We start from the raw sequence: 20,644 nt of genomic DNA on the forward strand, positions 1-20,644 counted from the left end.
CGTTATTATGTTTTCAACAAAAAAGGAGAATTAAAAATTTCATCATATATAACATGAAAATTATTCTTTAATTCTTATATAAATTTCATGATCTCATCCCTTGAATTCTCCCACCCAGAAGAAGATAATAAGAATCTTTCTCAAAAAATAAGGAGGTAACAAATGAAGAAAGAAATAAAATTAAACTTAGTTACATTTTGCCTAATAAATGCAATGAATATTAATATTGCTGAAGCTCAAACAGAAGAAATACTTGATCAAATAAATGTGGTCGAAAAAAATGTGGCTAATGATAAGAAACCATTCACAGAAGCAAAAGCTAAAAGTACAAGGGAGCATATTTTTAAAGAAACACAGACTATCGATCAAGTTATTCGAAGTATCCCTGGTGCTTTTACTCAACAAGATAAAGGCTCGGGCGTAGTTTCTGTGAATATTCGTGGCGAAAATGGGTTAGGTCGAGTCAATACTATGGTTGATGGCGTAACGCAAACTTTTTATTCTACCTCAATGGATTCAGGTCAATCAGGCGGTAACTCTCAATTTGGTGCCGCGATAGATCCTAATTTCATTGCTGGTGTCGATATCAATAAAAGCAATTTCTCAGGTTCCAGCGGTATAAACACATTGTCTGGTAGTGCTAATTTTAGAACATTGGGGGTTAACGATATTATCACGGATGATAGACCTTTTGGTTTAGTTGTTAAAGGTATGGCTGGTAGCAATGAAACTAAGTCGAATTTTATGACCACAGCTGCAGGCAGAAAATGGCTTGATAATGGAGGGTATGTCGGTGTGGCATATGGCTATAGTCAACGTGAAGTCTCACAAGATTATCGTATCGGTGGAGGAGAACGATTAGCTACACTTGGGCAAGATATTCTTGCCAAAGAAAAAGAAGCTTATTTCCATAATGCCGGTTATACTTTAAATTCTACAGGACAATGGACTCCCGATTTAAACAAAAATCATTGGTCTTGCAATGCGCCAACCCCAACATTTAACGGAAATACAGATCCAATTACAACTACAGATGAATTGACTGGAGTGACTGAAACAAGAACACCAGGATGTATTACTCGAGTAGAAAGAAAAGAAGAAAATTATGATTATATTAGTGAAGAAGATACGCCTAACGAACCTCGTTACAATACATCTAGCTATCAACTTAATACTTATAAAAATGAAACTAGAAAAAAAATTCTGAGAGAATTAGAAAATGGTGTGCCTCCCAAAGATATCCCCGAATTACAAAATGATGTGGATTCAACAAATAACTCATTTGAACGTAATAAGGATCAATACAGTGTTGCCCCTATTGAGCCTGGCAGTTTGCAATCTCGTTCTCGTAGCCATTTATTAAAATTTGAATATGGTGATGATCACCATAATTTAGGTGCACAAATTCGTACCCTCGATAATAAAATTGGTTCTCGAAAAATTGAAAATCGTAATTATCAATTAAATTATAATTTTAATAATAATCGCTATCTTGATCTCAATTTAATGGTAGCACACAACTTAGGTAAAACCATTTATCCTAAAGGTGCATTCTTTTCTGGTTGGCAAGTAGAAGATAAATTAATTACGAAGAATGTGGCAAATATTATTGATATTAACAATAGCTATACTTTTTTATTGCCAAAAGAAATCGATTTAAAAACCACATTGGGCTTTAACTACTTTATTAATGAGTATAGTAAAAACCGTTTTCCAGAAGAATTAAGTTTGTTTTATAACAATGAATCACACTCCCAAGGAAACTATAGTTATTTAGGTCGCTTCCAAGGAAGCAAAAGCGGATTACCACAACGTTCAGTGATCTTACAACCTTCTGGTAAACAAAAATTTAAAACTGTTTATTTTGATACCGCACTTTCTAAAGGAATTTACCATTTAGACTATAGTGTCAATTTTACGCATTATGCATTTAACGGTGAGTATGTAGGTTATGAAAATACACCAACACAAATTAATGAACCGATTTTGCATAAATCAGGACATAAAACAGCGATAAACCACTCAGCAACGCTTAGCGCGGATATCAATGATTATTTTATGCCGTTTTTCACCTATTCGCGCACACATAGAATGCCAAATATTCAAGAAATGTTCTTCTCTCAAGTATCTGATGTTGGCGTAAATACGGCATTAAAACCTGAGCGAGCAGAAACTTATCAACTAGGGTTTAATACCTATAAAAAAGCTATTTTTACAGAAGAAGATGTTCTAGGTTTAAAACTAGTGGGATATCGTAGTTTCATCAAAAATTATATTCATAATGTATATGGTGTATGGTGGAGAGATGGCGTTGTTCCTGACTGGGCTGCTGATAATGGATTTAGATTTACCATTGCTCATCAAAATTATAAGCCTATTGTGAAAAAGAGCGGCGTCGAGTTAGAAATTAACTATGACATGGGACGTTTCTTTGCAAATCTGTCTTATGCATATCAACGAACAAATCAGCCAACCAATTATGCAGATGCAAGTCCACGTCCTAATAACGCATCAAAAGATGACATTCTAAAACAAGGTTATGGTCTATCTCGTATCTCAATGTTACCTAAAGATTATGGAAGATTAGAACTTGGCTCTCGCTGGTTTGATCAAAAATTAACTGTTGGTATCGCTGCTCGTTACTATGGGAAAAGCAAACGAGCAACCATTCAAGAAGACTATATTAACGGTTCTGAATTTGAATTAAATACTAGTCATGAAAGAACTTATTATGCAATTAAGAAAACAGAAGAAATTAATAAACAACCGATTATTTTAGATTTGCATATAAGTTATGAACCTATCAAAGATTTGATTATCAAAGCTGAAGTACAAAACCTACTAGATAAACGTTATGTTGATCCTTTAGATTCTGGCAACGATGCGGCATCTCAACGCTATTATTCAAGCTTAAATGATTCCATTTGTAGCAAAAATGATACTTGCGATAACGGAATAAAAGATAAATCTGTGCTTTACAATTTTGCACGAGGAAGAACTTACATTCTCAGTTTAAACTATAAATTCTAATGGGTTTATATAAAAAGGCATAGTCAATTAACTATGCCTTTTTAAATAATGTTTATGATTCAATTTTAGAATTTATTATCTTATTAAAAGATTATTACTACAGTCTGTCTATCATCCCTAATACTAATGCCGAAGACTGTTTTGCAGCTAACGGTAAGAACTCTTCAAAAGACATACTCGCTTCGCCATCGCCTGCATCCGAAATTGCCCGAACGACCACAAAAGGTACGTTAAAGGCATGACAAACTTGCGCAATCGCCGTGGCTTCCATTTCTACTGCAGTCACATTTGGGAAATCAACTTTAATTTGAGCAATTTTTTCTTCGCTATTAATAAAACTATCACCAGAGCAAATTAAACCGCGTTTTACATTTTGTCCTTGTGATTGGGCAATTTCATCGGCTAAATCTGCTAATTGTTTATCTGAAAGAAAAGCAGCTGGATTTGCAGGTAATTGACCTTTTTCATAGCCAAAAGCTGTCACATCGGCATCGTGATATCGGGCTTCATCTGAAATAACGATATCCCCCACTTTTAAGCCTTTCGCAACACCACCCGCTGAGCCCGTATTTAAAACCACATCCGGTTTAGCCAATTGTAATAAAGCTGTGGTACCAATAGCTGCCGCGACTTTACCAATCCCAGATTGCAATAACGCGATCTCTTTGCCATTAATTTTGCCTTCAAAAATGACCGCACTTGCAACTTTTGTCTCTTTTTTATCTGTCATTAATTGGGATAAAATCTCCACTTCTTGTGCCATTGCACCAACAATCCCGATTTTCATTAATTTTTCCTTTCTTGTTCGAGTTTATTCACTAAGAAATCTAATACTGCCACTCCATAATCATCGTTATACAGCGTACTTGCGGTGAGAACATATTTCCCACCTATAACTACATAAGGAAAAGTAAAAACACCATATTCTTCCGTCAAATTAATAGCGTTACTTACATCCTTTTTCACTTCTGAAGAATGCACAACTTTGTTAAATTCAACTTTACTAATTCCTTGCGAGATTACCCATTCACGCATCTTATCTAATGTAGATAATTCGGTATAACGCGCCTTTTCAGAAGTTTCAAATAACAGCGTATCCGATAACTCGCCCACTTTTAAACGCTGTAATGTATAGAATATTGTCGCTGAAAATCTAGCCTCATTCGTGGCGACAGGATATTCTTCTAATTCCACCTTATTAGGGCGAATTTGGCTATAAAGTTGCAAGATATCTTGAGCTGAAGAACAAACCCGACAGTCGTAATCAAAGAAAAATTGGATAGGAATTCTACTATCACTTCTTCTAATCTGCTCAATAGGTTCTTGATATGAAAAATAATCTCTACCGTCTTCAAACTGTGTCACATTTGCAGGCGGTAAGTGTGGTGAATTTTTGGCGGAAAAATCCTTCGCATTGACTTCACCGGATGCGACATTTGTCACGCTCAGCAACATCATTGCAAATGATCCTTTAAATGTATTCTGCCAAAATTTTTTCATAAACTAACTGGCTCAATATAATCGACTAATAATTGGACGTTTCGATTTCCTCGAAACTCATTAATTTCTAATTTATAAGCAAATTTTGCCTGTTTAATAGACAAATCGGGATAATACCGAGTATCAATATTAAACGCAATGGCATCTAATAATGGACCGCCATTTCTAGGCTCAACAAGCATTTTTAAATGATTTTGATTTTGCCCAATAGTACGTTGCTCAAAAATTTTAAATTCACCATCAAAAACAGGCTCAGGAAAAGCTTGACCCCAAGGTCCACCAGATTTTATCACTTCTGCCGTTTCAATACTAAATTCATTTGCTTGAAGTTCGCCATCCGTCCAAATCACTCCTTGTAATTGATCTTCATTTAACCAATCTTGTACCGTTTGATTAAAAATCTTTTGAAAATCAGGGAAAAAGCTTTCTTTAATGCTTAATCCTGCTGCCATAGCATGACCACCAAATTTTAAAATCATATCCGGATGTTGAGAATGGATGCGTTCTAATACATCGCGCATATGCAAGCCTTCAATTGAACGTGCAGAACCTTTTATAATACCTTCTTGATCTTGTGCAAAAGCAATGACTGGTCGATGGTATTGCTCTTTAATACGAGAAGCTACAATGCCTAATACACCTTGATGCCAATCTTTCTGAAATAAGGTTATTCCCACCGGTAATTCATCGGAAAGTGCGGTGAGATTGCGGCAAATTTCTAAAGCCTCGAGCTTCATGCCTTGTTCAATTTCTTTTCTAGCCTGATTTAAGCTGTCCAAATCCAAAGCTTGTTCTCTTGCCTCTTGCATGCTTTCTGCAAGTAATAACTCCACACCAACAGACATATTATCTAATCGCCCTGCAGCATTTAAACGGGGTGCTATCGCAAAGCCCAAATCAGCCGAACTAAGTTTTTCGACTTCTCGATTAGCCACTTCAGCGAGAGCAATAATTCCTGGTCGACAACGCTTTGCACGAATTCGCATCAACCCTTGATGGGCTAAAATACGGTTATTTTGATCAAGGGGAACAACATCCGCAATTGTGCCGAGCGCGACTAAATCCAGTAATTCAGTAAAATTAGGCTGTGTTTCAGCCGTAAAGATACCTAACTCGCGAAATTTGGCTCGTAAAGCGAGCATTAAATAAAACGCCACGCCCACACCGGCTAAACATTTTGAGGGGAAATCACATTGTTGCAAATTTGGATTAACAATAGCATCAGCATTCGGCAGTATTTCTGGTGGCAAGTGGTGATCGGTAATCAGCACCTTCACGCCCTGCTCTTTTAAATATGCTACGCCCTCAAAGGATGATACCCCGTTATCTACTGTCATCAATAACTGCACGCCTTTTTCCATTGCCATTTCAGCAACAGGCATACTCAAACCATAGCCTTGCTCAAAACGATTCGGCACAAGATATTCCACATCAGTAAAGCCAAGCATACGCAAAGCTAATACTGAAAGTGCCGTACTCGTTGCCCCATCAGCATCAAAATCACCTACTATAACAATCTTTTGTTGCTGTTGATAAGCATCAACCAATAAATCCACGGCTTGTTGAATACCATATAATTGATTGGGATTCAGCATTGATTGCAAAGTTCGGTCTAATTCTTGGCTGTTTTTAATATGGCGAGAACGATAGAGACGATCGAGTAATGCATTATCTGAAACAGGATTTCCGGCTGGAATTTCACGACGTTTGATGAGTTTTTTCACGGTATTTCGTTATTTTAAATGACCACTAAAGGAACATTCGATATGCGCTTTCATGATATGAATATTTTAAGGGCGTATATCATACGCCCTCACTACTAACAATTATTGTGCTGATTCTTGTAATACAGCTAATAAATCTTGAGGTTTTAAATATCCACCAAGCATTTCACCTGTTGATGTCACAATACTTGGCGTACCTTTCACACCAAGTTGTACACCTAAATCATAATGTTTTTTCATAATGTTAGGTGTTTTCAATTCTTTCGGTAAGTTACCTTTTTCTGCTTCGTTCAATGCAAATACAGGATCTTTTGCCGTCCAAATTGCTTCCATTTGGCGAGCAGTTTCATTCATTCCTGCTCGAGGAAATGCCAAATAACGAATAGTAATACCTAAATCATTATACTCTTTTATTTGTTGATGGAGTAAATGACAATAATGGCAAGTGATATCCATGAATACTGTCACAACATGTTTTTCATTTTTTGCCGGATAAACAATCATTTCATTTTTTAATGCGTTCACTTTATCCGCTAGAAATTTACTCGCTACATCAACAGGACCTTTATTCGTTAATTCATACATTTTACCTTGCAAAACATATTGACCATTTTCACTCACATATAAAATACCTTGATCTGTCACAGCAGTTTTAAGGCCTTTTACAGGCGAATCTTTTACTTCTATATTTTTCGCACCTAATGCCTGCAATTTTGATTTAATCGTAGCATTATCTGCCATTGCGTTAACCGAAACCATAACTAAAAGTGCGGTCAGTAATTTATTCATACTCGTTGTTCCTAATTTATTATGAAAATGAGCCTGAATTATAAAGTAATTGATGATTTATGCAAAACTGTTATTTTTTCTAAATAGCATACCAAAAAGATCAACTAAATACTTGATCAAATAACTATACTTTATTACAATACCAAATGTACCCATTCTGGTACAATTTTTAATTCTACTCAAAGAGGATATCTCAATGAAAAACTTATTGAAAATCACAGCTATTGCAGCATTAACCTTCAGCTCTATTAATGCATTTGCTGCATCTCAACAAGCTGAAGAAGTGAAAAAATTTAAAGCGTGGGAAGAAACAGCTGGCCAAAAACTTGAAGCAAGTTTTGATGCAATTGCTACAGCCTCTTCAAGTAGCAATGTGGCCGCAACTGAAACTGCTGTTGCAGAATTTGATAAAAAAGCAGCAGAACATGTAGCCGAATTAGAAGCATTAGGCATTAAAAGTGAAGAAGTTTCACCACTTGTTTCTATGTATAAAGAATATGTAGATGCTGAAAAAGAAGTGGCTCAACTAATTTTATCTCAAGTCAAATCACCATCTGCTGACAATGCAGGTAAAGTTCCTGAAGCTGTCGCAAAAGCAAACGCAAAAGACGATGCTATTGACAAATTAGCAGATCAATTAGAAGAAAAATTCCCTGCAGAGGAATAATTTCATCCTTTTTAATTATATTAAGAACCTTATTTATTCTAAAAATAAATAAGGTTTTTTATTGCTCAATAATCTACCCAATCCTCTGTAGTTCCTTTATAATTTCATTTTTAATTTAACTTAAAAGCTCAATTAGTCATTATGTTTGAAATTAATCCAATCAAAAACAAAATTGCCGACCTTTCCGAGCGCACCTCCGTGCTTCGGGGGTATCTTTGACTTCGATGCCAAAGTTGAGCGTTTAGAAGAAGTCAATGCCGAATTAGAACAACCTGATGTATGGAACGAACCTGAAAAAGCCCAAGCGCTTGGTAAAGAACGCGTTTCACTTGAACAAGTAGTTGATACCATCAAAAACTTAGAACAAGGTTTAGAGGATGTTGAAGGTCTTCTTGAATTAGCCGTTGAGGCGGAAGATGAAGAAACCTTCAGTGAAGCCGTTGCTGAATTAGACGAACTTGAACAACAACTTGCCAAATTAGAATTCCGACGCATGTTTAGTGGTGAACATGATGCATGCGATTGTTATGTCGATTTACAAGCGGGATCAGGCGGTACAGAAGCACAAGACTGGACGGAAATGTTACTTCGTATGTACCTTCGCTGGGCTGAAAGCAAAGGCTTTAAAACAGAATTAATGGAAGTCTCTGATGGCGATGTGGCGGGTTTAAAATCAGCGACAATTCGTGTCAGTGGAGAATATGCTTTCGGTTGGTTACGCACAGAAACCGGTATTCATCGTTTAGTGCGCAAAAGTCCATTCGACTCCAATAACCGTCGTCATACATCATTTGCAGCAGCTTTTGTTTATCCTGAAATTGATGACGATATTGATATTGAAATCAATCCGGCTGATTTACGTATTGACGTTTATCGAGCATCAGGTGCGGGTGGTCAGCACGTCAATAAAACTGAAAGTGCGGTGCGTATTACTCACATGCCAAGTGGAATTGTTGTGCAATGTCAAAACGATCGTTCTCAACACAAAAATAAAGATCAAGCCATGAAGCAGTTAAAAGCAAAATTGTATGAGCTTGAGTTACAAAAGAAAAATGCGGACAAACAAGCGATGGAGGATAATAAATCTGATATCGGCTGGGGTAGCCAAATTCGTTCTTATGTGTTAGATGATGCACGTATTAAGGATCTCCGCACAGGCGTTGAAAATCGTAATACACAAGCTGTACTGGATGGCGATCTTGATCGATTTATTGAAGCAAGCTTGAAGGCAGGACTTTAATCATATCTTGATACAAAAAAGTGCGGTCAATTTTAACCGCACTTTTTTATTACACCTCTTCTTTTTCTTTCAGTTTATTCTTGCCTAGCACTGTATCCTTCATCACTGTCAGCAATTCTTTTTGAATATGAGAAAGCTTTGGTTTTTCTGCTTTATCAAACGCCAGTGGGCGACAAAACTCCATAGCTTTAATGCCCAATCTAGCCGTCAACAATCCCACGCCAATCCCCTGCGCTGCTCGTGCAGAAAGTTTCGCGGTAATATCTTGCGAAAGCCAATCCATCCCTAAATCTTGCACGATTTCAGTTGCACCCGCAAAAGCAAGATTCACCAATACCATTCTGAGCAAACGAAGACGGGTAAAATACCCAAGCTCAATCCCATAAATCGCTACAATTTTATTGATTAAACGAATATTGCGCCACGCAATAAAAAACATATCAATCACAGCTAAAGGACTAATTGCCACAATCACCGCGGATTCTGCCGACATTTTCGTAATCAGTTTTTTCGCTTTTTTATCAAAAGACTGTAACACAGTTTTACTAAACAAATGGGTGACTTCACGAGCAGAATAACTTTCATTCAGCTGTTTTTCCCATTGAACAATAGAGGGATGTTGAGAATCCAATTTTAAGGTATCAGCAATCGATAAACACAAGGCTTTTCCTTTCTCGCTATCCTGTTCAGAAAAAACTTGATGATTTTTAACCGCACTTTCACCAATTAATCGCTGACTTTGTTCTTGTAAATTCAAACGCTTTTTGAGTTTCACCAAACGTCGCCATTCTGCGATGATTTCAGATAAACCAAACAGCACTACCACAAAACTTACCAAGGCAAAAGCAAGGTAAATCCATTGTTGGTTTTGATAACTGTCCCAAATCCATTGAACAGATTGCGCAACCGTCGCACCTAAAAATAAAAGTGCGGTCAATTTCAACGCTGTTTTCCAACCACTGGATTTAGGCTTCACAATTTGCTCAAATTGCTCGTCCAACAACTCCCCTTCTAAAGGTTCATTATCGATAGTTGTTTCAACATTATAAAATTCCTGCTTAGGCAGAATTTCTTCCTCTTCGGGTTGTTGAGATTGTGTGAAAATTTGTTTTGTCATTATTCTTTCCAATAAAAATAGAAACGGTATTTTACTTCAAATTTCTTTAGCAAATCTTAAATGGCTGAAATAAAAAAGCAATATTGACTAGAAAATAAAATGAGCTACTATAGTCATGTCCACAATTAGTTTATCTAATGTGTTAAGTTTTAACTGTTAACTAAGAAGGATCTTTTCATGAAGAAATTTATCGCCACTGCGGTGCTCTCCGCATGTTCTATGGCTTATGCCAATACCGACATTCCAAACTACAATACCGATTCTCATCTGTATGAATTCACTCAAACTTATGATTTAGTTGCGCCAAAAGGTTCGCAAGGACAAGCGAATCTGTGGGTGCCTTTACCGTTTAATGGCGAGTATCAACAGGTAAAATCTATCCATTTTGAAGGTAACTATTTGGATGCCTATGTGACAGAAAACAACAAATATGGTGCGAAAACGCTCTTTGCGACTTGGGATAAAGATGCACAAAAACGCGATTTAAAAATCACAATGGTGATCGAAACCAAAGATCGTGAGCCAATGGTTAAAGGTGCATTAACGAATTACAAGCCACCAAAAGATGTTCAGTATTCTGTTGATGTACAAGAATATTTAAAACCGACTCAACATATTAAAACTGATGGTATAGTGAAACAGTTCGCTGATAAAATTGTGGGTACTGAAACTAATCCATTGAAAAAAGCTGAGTTGATTCACCAATGGATTGTCAATAATATGGAACGTGACAATTCTGTTTTAGGCTGTGGCGATGGTAATGTAGAAAAAATTCTAACCACGGGTGTGTTAAAAGGTAAATGTACTGATATTAACTCCGTTTTCGTTGCACTTGCTCGTGCCAGCGGTATTCCTGCTCGTGAAATTTTCGGTATTCGTTTAGGTGCGGCAGATAAAATGGGCAAATATTCCAAAGGTGCATTCGGTAGTGCGGACGAACATGGCGTAGCAAACGTAAGCGGTGGTCAGCATTGTCGTGCTGAATTCTATCTTGCTGGATTCGGCTGGGTGCCTGTTGATTCTGCCGACGTGGCAAAAATGCGTTTAGCGGAGAAAAAATCTGTTGATGATCAGGATACACAAGCTGTTGCCAAATACTTATTCGGTAACTGGGAAGCAAACTGGGTTGGCTTTAACCATGCGCGTGACTTCGATTTATATCCGCAACCAGAACTTGCTCCACTCAATAACTTTGGCTATCCGTATGCCGAAGTCGGTGGTGACCCGTTAAATTCCTTTGACCCGAAAGAATTTAAATATGACTACATCTCTAAAAAGCTCTAATAAATCTTTTTGGGTTGCGATTGCCACCGCGCTAAGTGCTGCGGTGGCTTCAACATTGTGTTGTATTGCGCCTTTAATCTATTTAGTATTTGGCGTGTCATCCACATGGTTGATTGGCTTGGGTCAATATGATTATTTACGCATTCCGATGCTTATCGTTTCATTATGCGCCTTTGCCTACGGTTTTTGGTTGTTAATGTTTTCCAAAAAAATCATTTGCAGCAAATACATTTCCCGTAAAAAGCTCATTGTTTTGTATTGGATTGTATTTATCGTCATGCTCTTTTTCTTAACTTATCCAACCATTTTACCGTGGATTTTAGAACTGGCTAACTAGGAACAAAAAATGAAGAAATTAACGACCGCACTTTTACTTTCATTATTCACCTTCTCTATCGCTCAGGCGGAAGAAACAAAGCAAGTTGTGCTAAAAGTGAATGAAATGAACTGCCAGCTTTGTGCTTATTTAGTAAATAAAGAGTTACGCAATATTGATGGCGTGATTTCCACTAAAGCCTCCATTAAAGATAGAACTGTGAGTGTTGTGGAAGATCCAAAAGTTTCTGATGAGCAATTGATTAATGCGATTCATAAATTGGAATATACGGCGGAAGTGATTAAGTAACGTGATAAAAAATAAAAATGCGGTCAATTTTGACCGCACTTTTTTATCTTTCGATAATCGACTTATTTAATCACGCCACATGCCATACGTGGGCCGCCACCGCCAAGTGGAGCTGGATGATCTGAGTGGTTATCGCCACCTGCGTGAATCATAATAGAATGGCCACGAACTTCATCTAATTTTTTAAGACGTGGCGCTAAAACAGGGTTAGTTGCTGTACCATCATGTAATACAGTTAAAGCCGGTAAGTCACCTAAGTGAGCATCATCTTGCCATGGGTAACCATGTTGTTTTGCGCCTTTAGGATCCCAGTGACCGCCAGCTGCTAAACCTGCTGTTAATTTACCGTCTTTTTCTTTTGGATCACAGCTTGGATTTTCATGAATGTGGAAACCATGTAAACCTTCAGCTAAACCTTGTAGATTTGGTGTAAACACTAAACCATAATTTGATTCAGTAATAGTTACAGTCCCTACATCCTTGTTACCATTTGCAGGATCTAATTGTTGTACTTTTACTTCGATTGAAGGACCTGCTGGTTTTGCCATATGGTCATGTGCATTTGCCACGCCAGCAGCACAAATTCCGCTGATTGCTAATGCTAAGAGAGTTTTCATTTTCATTATAAGCTCCTTTACTTTAGAAAGACTCAAATTAATTCTACCTAAATACCAATAAAAAAATAGTGGTTTATATTAAGAATTTGACAATTAAATTTATTTGATTTTTCTATCAATCAAACCTATCCGCCAATAAAAACTGTAAGACGGCATCCATTCTTAAATGCGGGATGCTTTCACCTTGTTGTAAAACTTGAGGTTCGAAGGAATCGAAATCAAAAGATTGTTTTGACCAGAACTCTGCACTAGGTAGTTTACTTGGTACAGACCCTGGATAAAGCGTAATCAGTTGCTTATCTACAGAACGCACACCTTGAATAGCTTTAATTTGTTTACCGTTTTGATTAACTAAAACCTGTTTCGTCGCTCGAATCGCAGCAATGGCTGTGTATTCTGTATCAATTCCTTCAAATTCAACATGACGACCGCCCTCTTGCACCAATTGACGCATAAGGCTAATTAAGTTTTGAATTTGATCTGTCGTGATATGATCAGCTTTTGTTGCCACAAACATGAGCTTATCAATATTTGGGGAAAACAAGCGATTAAGTAAATTGCGCTTCCCATAATGGAAATTTTTGAAAAGCTGATTAAGCCCTGTTTGCATATCGATAAAAGCTTGTTGGCTATGATTTAGTGGCGTTAAGCAATCGGCTAAAATCACTTGGCGATCAAAAGTAGAAAAATAATTTTCATAAAAGCCTTTCACCACCTTATTACGATAATAATCATATCGCTTATTCAACACGGCAAAATAGCTATTAGATTTCGCTTCTTTTTTCAGTTTTAACCATTGTTCTTCCGACAAATGCAATAATGGGAAAAATTGTAATACCGGTGCACCTTCTAATTCTCCAGGTAAGACAAATCGGCCAGGTTGAATAAATTGCATTCCTTCAGCTTTGCAGGCAAGTAAATAATCGGTATAAGATTTTGCAATCTGCGCTAAAACATCTTCATTGACGACCGCACTTAGGTCGAGCTTTTTCAGTTTATCCAACCAATCTTGTGCAAACTGTTGGCGAATATCCAATGTAATTTTGGCTTGTTCAAGTGACCATTGTTGCAAGTCTAGATTTAGCAAAGGTAAATCCAATAGCCATTCACCAGGATAATCAAAAATATCTAAATATAATGTGCCACGTTCTTTAAAATGGCGAAGCAAGCCTGATTGGCGCTCAAAACGAATAGCAAGGCGTGTTTCACTCACGCCTCGAGTAGATTGGCACCATTGTGGAGGATTATTCATTAAATCATTGAGATTCGCTTCATAATCAAAACGTGGAATACTTAAATCCTGCTGAGGAACACGTTTTATCGCTAAAATAGATTGATTTCGAGCAGCCTCAAATAAAGGAAGATGTGCATTTCCCTCTTGATTAATATGTAACAATTGATTAATCAAGCTCGTAATAAAGGCTGTTTTACCGCTTCGACTTAGCCCTGTCACAGCTAAACGTAAAGTGCGGTCAAATCCACGATTGATTATTTGATTAATTTCCCGATTAATTGATTTAAACATATCCTAAAAATCCAATAACTAGCCATTTTTGCCAAGATATTTTACAATTCACTCAATTTATCACAAAACGGTCTTTAATAATAAAGCTATGTTACGTCGAAATGTCACTTTTTGTTTTTTATTGTGTGGGTTGAGCCAAATTAATCTGGCACAAGCCGCGCCAAGCATACCCAAAATGCTGACAGAAAACGGCTTAACATACTGCACGAATGCATCGGGTTTTTCCTTTAACCCGCAAACTGCAGACGCCGGCACCAGTATGAATGTGGTGACGGAGCAAATTTATAACAAACTATTTGATATTAAAGATCATAGTGCAGCGCTTGTTCCGGTGTTAGCACAATCCTATTCTCTTTCATCTGATGGTAAACAAATTCTCATTAATCTTCGTAAAGGGGTGAAATTCCATCGTACCCCTTGGTTTACACCAACTCGTGACTTTAATGCAGAAGATGTAGTCTTTTCGATTAATCGTGTTTTAGGGCATGATACTTATCTGCCGACACTTTCAGATGATGTGGTAACTTATAAAAATCCACAATATAGAATCTTCCACGAGCAAGCCAAAAAGGTTCACTTTCCGTATTTTGAAAGTATTAAGCTGAATCAAAAAATTAAAAGTATCACGGCAACGAATCCTTATCAGGTCAAGATTGAGCTGTTTGAACCCGATGCCTCAATTCTGTCGCATCTTGCCAGTCAATATTCTATTATTTTCTCGCAAGAATATGCGTACCAATTAAGTGCCGATGATAACCTCACCCAATTGGACACACACCCTGTTGGTACGGGGCCTTATCAAGTGAAAGATTACGTTTATAACCAATATGTTCGCTTGGTACGCAATGAGGATTATTGGAAAAAAGAAGCCAAAATCAAAAATATTATTGTGGATCTTTCGGCGGATCGTACAGGGCGTTTAATTAAATTCTTTAATAATGAATGTCAAATCGCGTCTTATCCTGAAGTCAGCCAACTCGGTTTATTAAGTGAAAAGGACGACCGTTATTATCTGCAATCTACAGATGGAATGAACTTGGCCTATTTGGCTTTCAATTTTCAAAAGCCATTAATGCAGGATAAAACCATTCGCCAAGCCATTTCACAAAGCTTAAACCGTTTTAGAATTGTGCGAAATATTTACCACAACACAGCAACGGTGGCGAATAACATTATTCCTGAGATTTCTTGGGCTTCTGCAATTAATACGCCTGATTTTCCTTATGATTATCAACCCTCAGAAGCGGAAAAAACATTACGTGATAAAAAACTCGCGTTAAAGATGTGGGTAATAAACGAAGAACAAGTATATAACCCTGCACCAATTAAAATGGCGGAGCTCATCAAATGGGATTTAGCCAAAGCGGGAGTGGATGTTAAAGTGCGGTCAGTAACACGCACGTTTTTAATCGAACAATTACGCAAAGGCACGGAAGATTACGATTTAATCTTAACGGGTTGGCTTGCTGGAAACCTTGATCCTGACGGTTTTATGCGTCCGATTTTAAGTTGTGATACACAAAAGGAAATCACTAATCTATCCAATTGGTGTAACCCTGAATTCGATAAGATGATGGATCGCGCACTATCCACCAATCATTTATATGAACGGTCTAAAGCGTATAACAATGCGCAAGAGCTCATTTTAAACGAATTACCTATTGTGCCAATTGCAAACGTAAAACGACTTTTAGTCGCACGTGGTAATGTAAAAGGAATTGAAATGACCCCATTTGGTAGCATCAATTTTTCTACCTTATATTTCATGAAAAATAAGGAGAAAAAATAATGTTCTTTTCAGTAATTCGCCATATGGTTTGGGTAACTATTTTATTGTTTATTCTGTCTGTATTGAGTTTCGTTATTTTAATGCGGGAACCGCTCAATGCCGATCTTGTCACAAATAACATTTATAGTGCCTATTATCATTACCTTACATCATTGTTACAGGGCGATTTAGGGATTACCTATAACGGTGGAGAATCGTTAAAAGATTTAATTTTTACGGTATTACCCCCTACATTAGAACTCTGTTTTACCGCACTTTTATTGGCTTGTATCTTAGGTATTCCTCTCGGCGTATTAAGTGCGGTTTATAATCAACGTGTTTTTTCACGTACATTGCAGAGTATATCCAATGTTGGTTTGTCTATTCCGATTTTCTGGTTTGCGCCGATTTTGCTTTACGTAGCAGCGATTCAAAGCTGGGAGATCGCCGCTATTGGGCAATACAATTTACTCTATGAAATCAAACCCATCACGGGCTTCCCTATTATTGATATGTGGTTTGTCGATATTCCTTACCGAACTAAAATTGTGCAAAATGTTTTACAGCATTTAGCCTTACCTACATCAGTGCTTTGTATTCTGCCAACAATGGAATTTATCCGCATTATTCAGCAACGAGCTGATTATTTACTTCAACAAGAATATGCTAAAGCGGCAGCAACGCGTGGCTGGTCAAAATGGACGATTTTAAGACGTTATGTTTTCCGCAATACTTTTCCGTTATTAATTCCACAACTTACGCGTGTATTTACCTTAGTATTAACGCAATGTATGTTGGTTGAGACGGTATTAGGCTGGCCGGGAATTGGACGTTGGTTGATTGATGCCGTAACCCAACAAGATTACAACAGTATTTCTGCTGGCGTGGTAGTAATTGGTATTTGTATCATTATTATTGATACGTTCGCCAAGTTGCTCATGTTTGTATTAGATCCATTTAATAAGAAGGGCTGGTATGCAAGATAGAGAACCTGATGAATTTCGTGAAAGCACCTCCTTCTTTCAGATTTGGTTGCTTTTCCGTCAGAATCGTGTGGCATTATTTAGCTTCTATTTATTTTGCCTCCTGATTTTGACCGCACTTTTCCCGAAACTTATTATGCCTTATAGCGAAAACATGGAATTCGTCGGAGAAGAACTCATGCCACCATCTTGGGTAGAAAAAGGGCGCATCGCCTTTTTCTTTGGTACGGATGATCTTGGTCGTGATGTACTCAGTCGATTAATTATGGGGACACAATATACTCTCGGTTCCTCTCTTTTAGTGGTCATTGCTGTGGCGACTATGGGTGGAGCATTAGGTATTCTTGCTGGCATGTCTGAAGGAATTAAATCTCGTTTTTTAGGTCATTTTTTTGATGCGTTTTTATCTATCCCCATTTTGCTGATTGCCATTATCATTTCTACGCTAATGGAACCTAGCTTAATGAATGCTATGTTTGCCACTATGTTGGCTATTTTGCCGTATTTTGTACATGCCATTTATCAAGCAATTCAGCAAGAGCTAAAGAAAGACTACGTCCTCTTGCTGAAATTAGATGGTATTTCAAACTGGGAATTATTAAAAACCACAATCTTACCAAATATTAGTATCGTCTATACGCAAGAAATTTCTCGTGCATTTGTGGTCGCTATTTTAGATATTACAGCGCTCAGCTTTATTTCTCTTGGTGCACAACGTCCAATGCCAGAATGGGGTGCAATGATTAAAGATTCATTGGAGTTAATTTATCTTGCCCCTTGGACGGTTTTATTACCCGGTTTTGCTATTATTTTTACCATTTTATTAAGCATTATTTTTACTAACGGATTGTGTAAAGCAATCAATAAATATTACGAGTAACCCATGGCGCTGTTAGATATTCGCAATCTAAATATTGAAATTCAAACACCAAACGGTCGCATGAAAATTGTGGACGGCGTCAATCTTTCACTTAATGAAGGGGAAATTCTAGGACTTGTTGGTGAATCAGGTTCCGGTAAAAGTTTAATCGCTAAAGTAATCAGTAATTCCATTAAAGATAACTGGATTGTCACGGCTGATCGTTTTCGTTTTAATGATGTTGAATTGCTTAAACTGACACCGAATCAACGTCGAAAAATCGTTGGAAAAGAAATTTCAATGATCTTCCAAAACCCATTAAGCTGCCTTGATCCAAGCCGAAAAATTGGTAAGCAGCTTATCCAAAGTATTCCCAACTGGACCTTTAAAGGTCGCTGGTGGCAATGGTTTGGCTGGAAAAAGCGCCGTGCAATTGAGTTACTACACCGTGTAGGGATTAAAAATCACCAAGACATTATGGCAAGTTATCCTACTGAGATCACTGAAGGTGAAGGCCAAAAAGTGATGATTGCGATAGCGGTGGCGAATCAACCTCGTCTCTTAATTGCGGATGAACCCACTAATTCGTTGGAATCCATTACGGCTTTGCAGATTTTCCGCTTGCTTTCAAGTATGAACCAAAACCAAGGAACGACAATTTTATTAGCGAGTAATGATCTTAAAAGTATCAGTGAATGGTGTGATAGCATTTCCGTCCTTTATTGTGGGCAAATACGGAATCAGGACCGACTGACCAAATATTGGATATGCCTCACCATCCTTATACGCAAGCATTACTTTATTCTGTGCCGGATTTTAGTCACCCCTTAGGTTTTAAAAGCAAATTAGGCACACTAGAAGGCACAGTGCCGATTTTAGAACAAATGCCGATTGGTTGTCGTTTAGGACCTCGATGCCCTTTTGCGCAACGGGAATGCATTCAAAAGCCAAGCCGATATCGTATTAAACAGCATGAGTTTTCCTGCCATCATCCGATTAATCTTCGAGAACGGCAGTTTAAAGATAAAATTGAAACTTCACCGCTTACGCTCAATACCGACTCAAAAGGAAACGAATAATGCCATTATTACAAGTGGAAAATCTCAGTAAAACCTTTGATGAACCCACCAAACTTTTGGGCTCAGAGCAATTTTATGCGGTAAAAGACGTCAGCTTTACACTTAACCGTAAAGAAACCCTTGCGATTATCGGTAAAAATGGTTCGGGTAAATCAACATTAGTGAAAATGATTGCAGGAATTACCCCTCCTACATCAGGGAAAATCTTATTTAATGGTTTACCATTACAATTTGAAGATTTTCACTATCGTGCACAGCATATTCGAATGGTTTTCCAAGATGCGAATTCAGCGTTTAACCCTCGCTTAAATATTGGGCAAGCCTTAGATGCACCACTACGATTAATTACCGATTGGGATGAAGAAACGCGTAATGAAAAAATCTTTGAAACGCTTTCATTAGTCGGACTTTATCCTGATTATACAAATCTTAAAATCAAGCATTTATCTGTCAGTCAAAAACAACGGATCGCCTTGGCTCGTGCACTGATTCTTCAACCCGAGATCATTATTATTGATGATGCATTGAGTACATTAGATGCCTCTGTGCGTATTCAATTGCTTAATCTGATTTTAGATTTACAAGAACATTTAGGCATTTCCTATATTTATATTGGACAAAATTTAGGCATTATCAAACATATTGCAGATCAAGTTTTGGTGATGGATGATGGTGAAATTATCGAATCTGGTAAACCAAGAGAGATCTTTTCTAATCCTCAAAACAATATTACTCGCCTACTTGTAGAAAGCCATTTTGGTCAATTGCTTGATGAAAATGCTTGGCAAACAACGACTTCCTAATTCTCTTTAAAATAAGTTAGGCATAGACATCTCAAAAAAACGTCTTTAAAATTGACCGCTCTTTTCACTCTTTTTAACAAAACAGGAAAGCAATTATGCAAGCGTTATTAAAACTCACTAACTTTATGAGCAAAACTTTCGCATTATGGGCGATTGTTTTTGCTCTTCTCGCCTTTATCTTCCCTGAGCAATTCAAAATTTTTGCACCATGCATTCCTTACCTTTTAGGTTTGGTGATGTTTGGTATGGGAATTACCTTAACTTTTGCTGATTTCACTGAAGTGGCTAAACACCCTAAATCAGTATTCATTGGTGTAGCAGGGCAATTTATTATTATGCCGGCTATTGCCTTTGGATTAGCAAAAGCCTTTGATTTACCGGCTGATTTAGCGGTGGGAGTGATTCTTGTGGGGTCTTGCCCGGGGGGGACTTCATCAAACGTAATGACTTACTTAGCAAAAGGTAACACCGCGCTTTCTGTCGCTTGTACGACAATCTCAACCTTACTTTCGCCAATATTAACGCCTGCTATTTTCTATGTATTAGCAAGCCAATGGTTAGATATTAATGCGGGCGCGATGTTTATGTCTGTATTACAAATGGTATTATTCCCAATTTTCTTAGGTTTAGTCGTTCATGCACTTTTCAAAAAGCAAGTGGAACAAGCTAGCCAAACTATGCCATTAGTCTCTGTTATTTCTATCGTCGTAATCTTGGCAGCTGTAGTGGCAGTAAGCAAAGATAAAATCATAGAATCAGGCCTATTAATTTTCAGCGTGGTAGTTTTACATAACTGCTTAGGCTATTTAATTGGTTACTTTGCGGCAAAATTATTCAAACTTAATACGGCGGATAGTAAAGCGGTGGCAATTGAAGTGGGGATGCAAAACTCTGCTTTAGGTGCTGCACTGGCTGCTGCACATTTTAACCCAATTGCTGCAGTACCAAGCGCTTTATTCAGTTTTTGGCACAATGTATCGGGTCCAATTTTGGCGAATATTTTCTCTAATATCAAAAATGAAAAATAAGCTATT

18 protein-coding genes and 1 pseudogene are annotated in these 20,644 nt (G+C 37.5%); 12 read left to right on the plus strand and 7 right to left on the minus strand.

Features of this window, described 5'->3' with window-relative positions; translation table 11 throughout:
* Positions 1-162: 162 nt before the first annotated feature.
* Entirely contained in the window at positions 163-3,030 is a 2,868-nt protein-coding gene (locus HMPREF3263_RS05010; RefSeq protein ID WP_032804108.1) for a TonB-dependent receptor domain-containing protein, read from the plus strand.
* Positions 3,031-3,127: 97 nt separating this feature from the next.
* Here the strand turns inward: HMPREF3263_RS05010 and HMPREF3263_RS05015 are convergent, their stop codons facing one another.
* From HMPREF3263_RS05015 to dsbC, 4 genes are all read right to left on the minus strand, one after another.
* Entirely contained in the window at positions 3,128-3,817 is a 690-nt protein-coding gene (locus tag HMPREF3263_RS05015) for a 5'-methylthioadenosine/adenosylhomocysteine nucleosidase (RefSeq protein WP_005698486.1), read from the minus strand.
* The gene (locus tag HMPREF3263_RS05020) at positions 3,817-4,488 is read right to left on the minus strand and encodes a thiol:disulfide interchange protein DsbA/DsbL (RefSeq protein WP_005698582.1); all 672 of its coding nucleotides are present in this window, start codon (positions 4,486-4,488) and stop codon (positions 3,817-3,819) included. The genes HMPREF3263_RS05015 and HMPREF3263_RS05020 overlap by 1 nt, the downstream gene beginning before the upstream one ends.
* Positions 4,489-4,526: 38 nt before the next feature.
* The gene (gene recJ / locus HMPREF3263_RS05025; protein WP_005698483.1) at positions 4,527-6,254 is read right to left on the minus strand and encodes a single-stranded-DNA-specific exonuclease RecJ; all 1,728 of its coding nucleotides are present in this window, start codon (positions 6,252-6,254) and stop codon (positions 4,527-4,529) included.
* Positions 6,255-6,356: 102 nt separating this feature from the next.
* Positions 6,357-7,043 carry a bifunctional protein-disulfide isomerase/oxidoreductase DsbC gene (gene dsbC / locus HMPREF3263_RS05030; protein WP_005698484.1) on the minus strand — a complete coding sequence of 229 codons (687 nt, stop codon included), beginning with the start codon at positions 7,041-7,043 and terminating at the stop codon, positions 6,357-6,359.
* Positions 7,044-7,239: 196 nt separating this feature from the next.
* Here dsbC and HMPREF3263_RS05035 point away from each other — a divergent pair, with 196 nt between their 5' ends.
* Both HMPREF3263_RS05035 and prfB read left to right on the plus strand, forming a co-directional pair.
* Positions 7,240-7,710 carry a hypothetical protein gene (locus tag HMPREF3263_RS05035; RefSeq protein WP_005698570.1) on the plus strand — a complete coding sequence of 157 codons (471 nt, stop codon included), beginning with the start codon at positions 7,240-7,242 and terminating at the stop codon, positions 7,708-7,710.
* 141 nt (positions 7,711-7,851) lie between these two features.
* Positions 7,852-8,950 (plus strand): peptide chain release factor 2 gene (prfB, locus tag HMPREF3263_RS10595; RefSeq protein ID WP_100207855.1). Its coding sequence is split into 2 segments (ribosomal slippage): positions 7,852-7,926 and positions 7,928-8,950, totalling 1,098 coding nucleotides; the frame shifts between segments, so codons are not numbered across the junction.
* Positions 8,951-8,999: 49 nt separating this feature from the next.
* Here prfB and HMPREF3263_RS05040 read toward each other — a convergent pair.
* Complete coding sequence (locus tag HMPREF3263_RS05040; protein ID WP_005698523.1) at positions 9,000-10,067, minus strand: TIGR01620 family protein; 1,068 nt, start codon at positions 10,065-10,067, stop codon at positions 9,000-9,002.
* Between the two features lie 177 nt (positions 10,068-10,244).
* On the opposite strand from HMPREF3263_RS05040, the gene HMPREF3263_RS05045 reads away from it, so the two are divergent.
* From HMPREF3263_RS05045 to HMPREF3263_RS05055, 3 genes are read left to right on the plus strand one after another with little or no spacing between them, the layout of a single operon-like run.
* Positions 10,245-11,351, plus strand: a complete 1,107-nt coding sequence (locus HMPREF3263_RS05045) for a transglutaminase-like domain-containing protein (RefSeq protein WP_005698549.1) — start codon at positions 10,245-10,247, stop codon at positions 11,349-11,351.
* Entirely contained in the window at positions 11,326-11,688 is a 363-nt protein-coding gene (locus tag HMPREF3263_RS05050) for a mercuric transporter MerT family protein (protein ID WP_005698515.1), read from the plus strand. Before HMPREF3263_RS05045 ends, HMPREF3263_RS05050 begins: the two co-directional genes overlap by 26 nt.
* Before the next feature lie 9 nt (positions 11,689-11,697).
* Positions 11,698-11,976: a heavy-metal-associated domain-containing protein gene (locus HMPREF3263_RS05055; protein ID WP_005698512.1), complete on the plus strand. Its 279-nt coding sequence runs from the start codon at positions 11,698-11,700 to the stop codon at positions 11,974-11,976.
* 62 nt (positions 11,977-12,038) lie between these two features.
* On the opposite strand, the gene sodC is transcribed toward HMPREF3263_RS05055, so the two are convergent.
* Positions 12,039-12,599 (minus strand): superoxide dismutase family protein, encoded by a 561-nt coding sequence (sodC, locus tag HMPREF3263_RS05060; RefSeq protein ID WP_005695896.1) that lies wholly within the window; start codon positions 12,597-12,599, stop codon positions 12,039-12,041.
* A 109-nt stretch (positions 12,600-12,708) separates the two neighbouring features.
* Entirely contained in the window at positions 12,709-14,118 is a 1,410-nt protein-coding gene (locus HMPREF3263_RS05065; RefSeq protein WP_070853051.1) for a YcjX family GTP-binding protein, read from the minus strand.
* Positions 14,119-14,206: 88 nt separating this feature from the next.
* Between HMPREF3263_RS05065 and HMPREF3263_RS05070 the strand changes: the two genes are divergently transcribed.
* From HMPREF3263_RS05070 to HMPREF3263_RS05095, 6 genes and pseudogenes are all read left to right on the plus strand, one after another.
* Complete coding sequence (locus HMPREF3263_RS05070) at positions 14,207-15,907, plus strand: ABC transporter substrate-binding protein (protein ID WP_070853052.1); 1,701 nt, start codon at positions 14,207-14,209, stop codon at positions 15,905-15,907.
* Positions 15,907-16,872 (plus strand): ABC transporter permease, encoded by a 966-nt coding sequence (locus HMPREF3263_RS05075; protein WP_070853053.1) that lies wholly within the window; start codon positions 15,907-15,909, stop codon positions 16,870-16,872. Before HMPREF3263_RS05070 ends, HMPREF3263_RS05075 begins: the two co-directional genes overlap by 1 nt.
* Positions 16,862-17,749: an ABC transporter permease subunit gene (locus HMPREF3263_RS05080; protein ID WP_070853054.1), complete on the plus strand. Its 888-nt coding sequence runs from the start codon at positions 16,862-16,864 to the stop codon at positions 17,747-17,749. The genes HMPREF3263_RS05075 and HMPREF3263_RS05080 overlap by 11 nt, the downstream gene beginning before the upstream one ends.
* Positions 17,750-17,752: 3 nt before the next feature.
* Positions 17,753-18,807 (plus strand): annotated as a pseudogene (locus HMPREF3263_RS05085) (oligopeptide/dipeptide ABC transporter ATP-binding protein).
* Positions 18,807-19,610, plus strand: coding sequence for a peptide ABC transporter ATP-binding protein (locus tag HMPREF3263_RS05090; protein WP_005698532.1), 804 nt, complete (start codon positions 18,807-18,809; stop codon positions 19,608-19,610). Before HMPREF3263_RS05085 ends, HMPREF3263_RS05090 begins: the two are co-directional and overlap by 1 nt.
* A gap of 95 nt (positions 19,611-19,705) precedes the next feature.
* Entirely contained in the window at positions 19,706-20,638 is a 933-nt protein-coding gene (locus tag HMPREF3263_RS05095) for a bile acid:sodium symporter family protein (protein ID WP_005698577.1), read from the plus strand.
* Positions 20,639-20,644 lie beyond the last annotated feature (6 nt).

This window comes from Haemophilus sp. HMSC61B11 (genome assembly GCF_001838615.1).
Classification (GTDB): Bacteria; Pseudomonadota; Gammaproteobacteria; order Enterobacterales; family Pasteurellaceae; genus Haemophilus_D; species Haemophilus_D parainfluenzae_AD.

What these genes read in the sequence shown, in the direction of transcription:
- HMPREF3263_RS05045 (WP_005698549.1), top strand. Translation starts at nt 10,245, where the DNA reads ATGAAGAAATTTATCGCCACTGCGGTGCTCTCCGCATGTTCTATGGCT.
- HMPREF3263_RS05020 (WP_005698582.1), bottom strand. Translation starts at nt 4,488, where the DNA reads ATGATGTTGCTGAGCGTGACAAATGTCGCATCCGGTGAAGTCAATGCG.
- HMPREF3263_RS05010 (WP_032804108.1), top strand. Translation starts at nt 163, where the DNA reads ATGAAGAAAGAAATAAAATTAAACTTAGTTACATTTTGCCTAATAAAT.
- HMPREF3263_RS05035 (WP_005698570.1), top strand. Translation starts at nt 7,240, where the DNA reads ATGAAAAACTTATTGAAAATCACAGCTATTGCAGCATTAACCTTCAGC.
- HMPREF3263_RS05040 (WP_005698523.1), bottom strand. Translation starts at nt 10,067, where the DNA reads ATGACAAAACAAATTTTCACACAATCTCAACAACCCGAAGAGGAAGAA.
- sodC (WP_005695896.1), bottom strand. Translation starts at nt 12,599, where the DNA reads ATGAAAATGAAAACTCTCTTAGCATTAGCAATCAGCGGAATTTGTGCT.
- HMPREF3263_RS05055 (WP_005698512.1), top strand. Translation starts at nt 11,698, where the DNA reads ATGAAGAAATTAACGACCGCACTTTTACTTTCATTATTCACCTTCTCT.
- HMPREF3263_RS05095 (WP_005698577.1), top strand. Translation starts at nt 19,706, where the DNA reads ATGCAAGCGTTATTAAAACTCACTAACTTTATGAGCAAAACTTTCGCA.
- HMPREF3263_RS05065 (WP_070853051.1), bottom strand. Translation starts at nt 14,118, where the DNA reads ATGTTTAAATCAATTAATCGGGAAATTAATCAAATAATCAATCGTGGA.
- HMPREF3263_RS05080 (WP_070853054.1), top strand. Translation starts at nt 16,862, where the DNA reads ATGCAAGATAGAGAACCTGATGAATTTCGTGAAAGCACCTCCTTCTTT.
- dsbC (WP_005698484.1), bottom strand. Translation starts at nt 7,043, where the DNA reads ATGAATAAATTACTGACCGCACTTTTAGTTATGGTTTCGGTTAACGCA.
- HMPREF3263_RS05075 (WP_070853053.1), top strand. Translation starts at nt 15,907, where the DNA reads ATGTTCTTTTCAGTAATTCGCCATATGGTTTGGGTAACTATTTTATTG.
- HMPREF3263_RS05050 (WP_005698515.1), top strand. Translation starts at nt 11,326, where the DNA reads ATGACTACATCTCTAAAAAGCTCTAATAAATCTTTTTGGGTTGCGATT.
- HMPREF3263_RS05070 (WP_070853052.1), top strand. Translation starts at nt 14,207, where the DNA reads ATGTTACGTCGAAATGTCACTTTTTGTTTTTTATTGTGTGGGTTGAGC.
- HMPREF3263_RS05015 (WP_005698486.1), bottom strand. Translation starts at nt 3,817, where the DNA reads ATGAAAATCGGGATTGTTGGTGCAATGGCACAAGAAGTGGAGATTTTA.
- HMPREF3263_RS05090 (WP_005698532.1), top strand. Translation starts at nt 18,807, where the DNA reads ATGCCATTATTACAAGTGGAAAATCTCAGTAAAACCTTTGATGAACCC.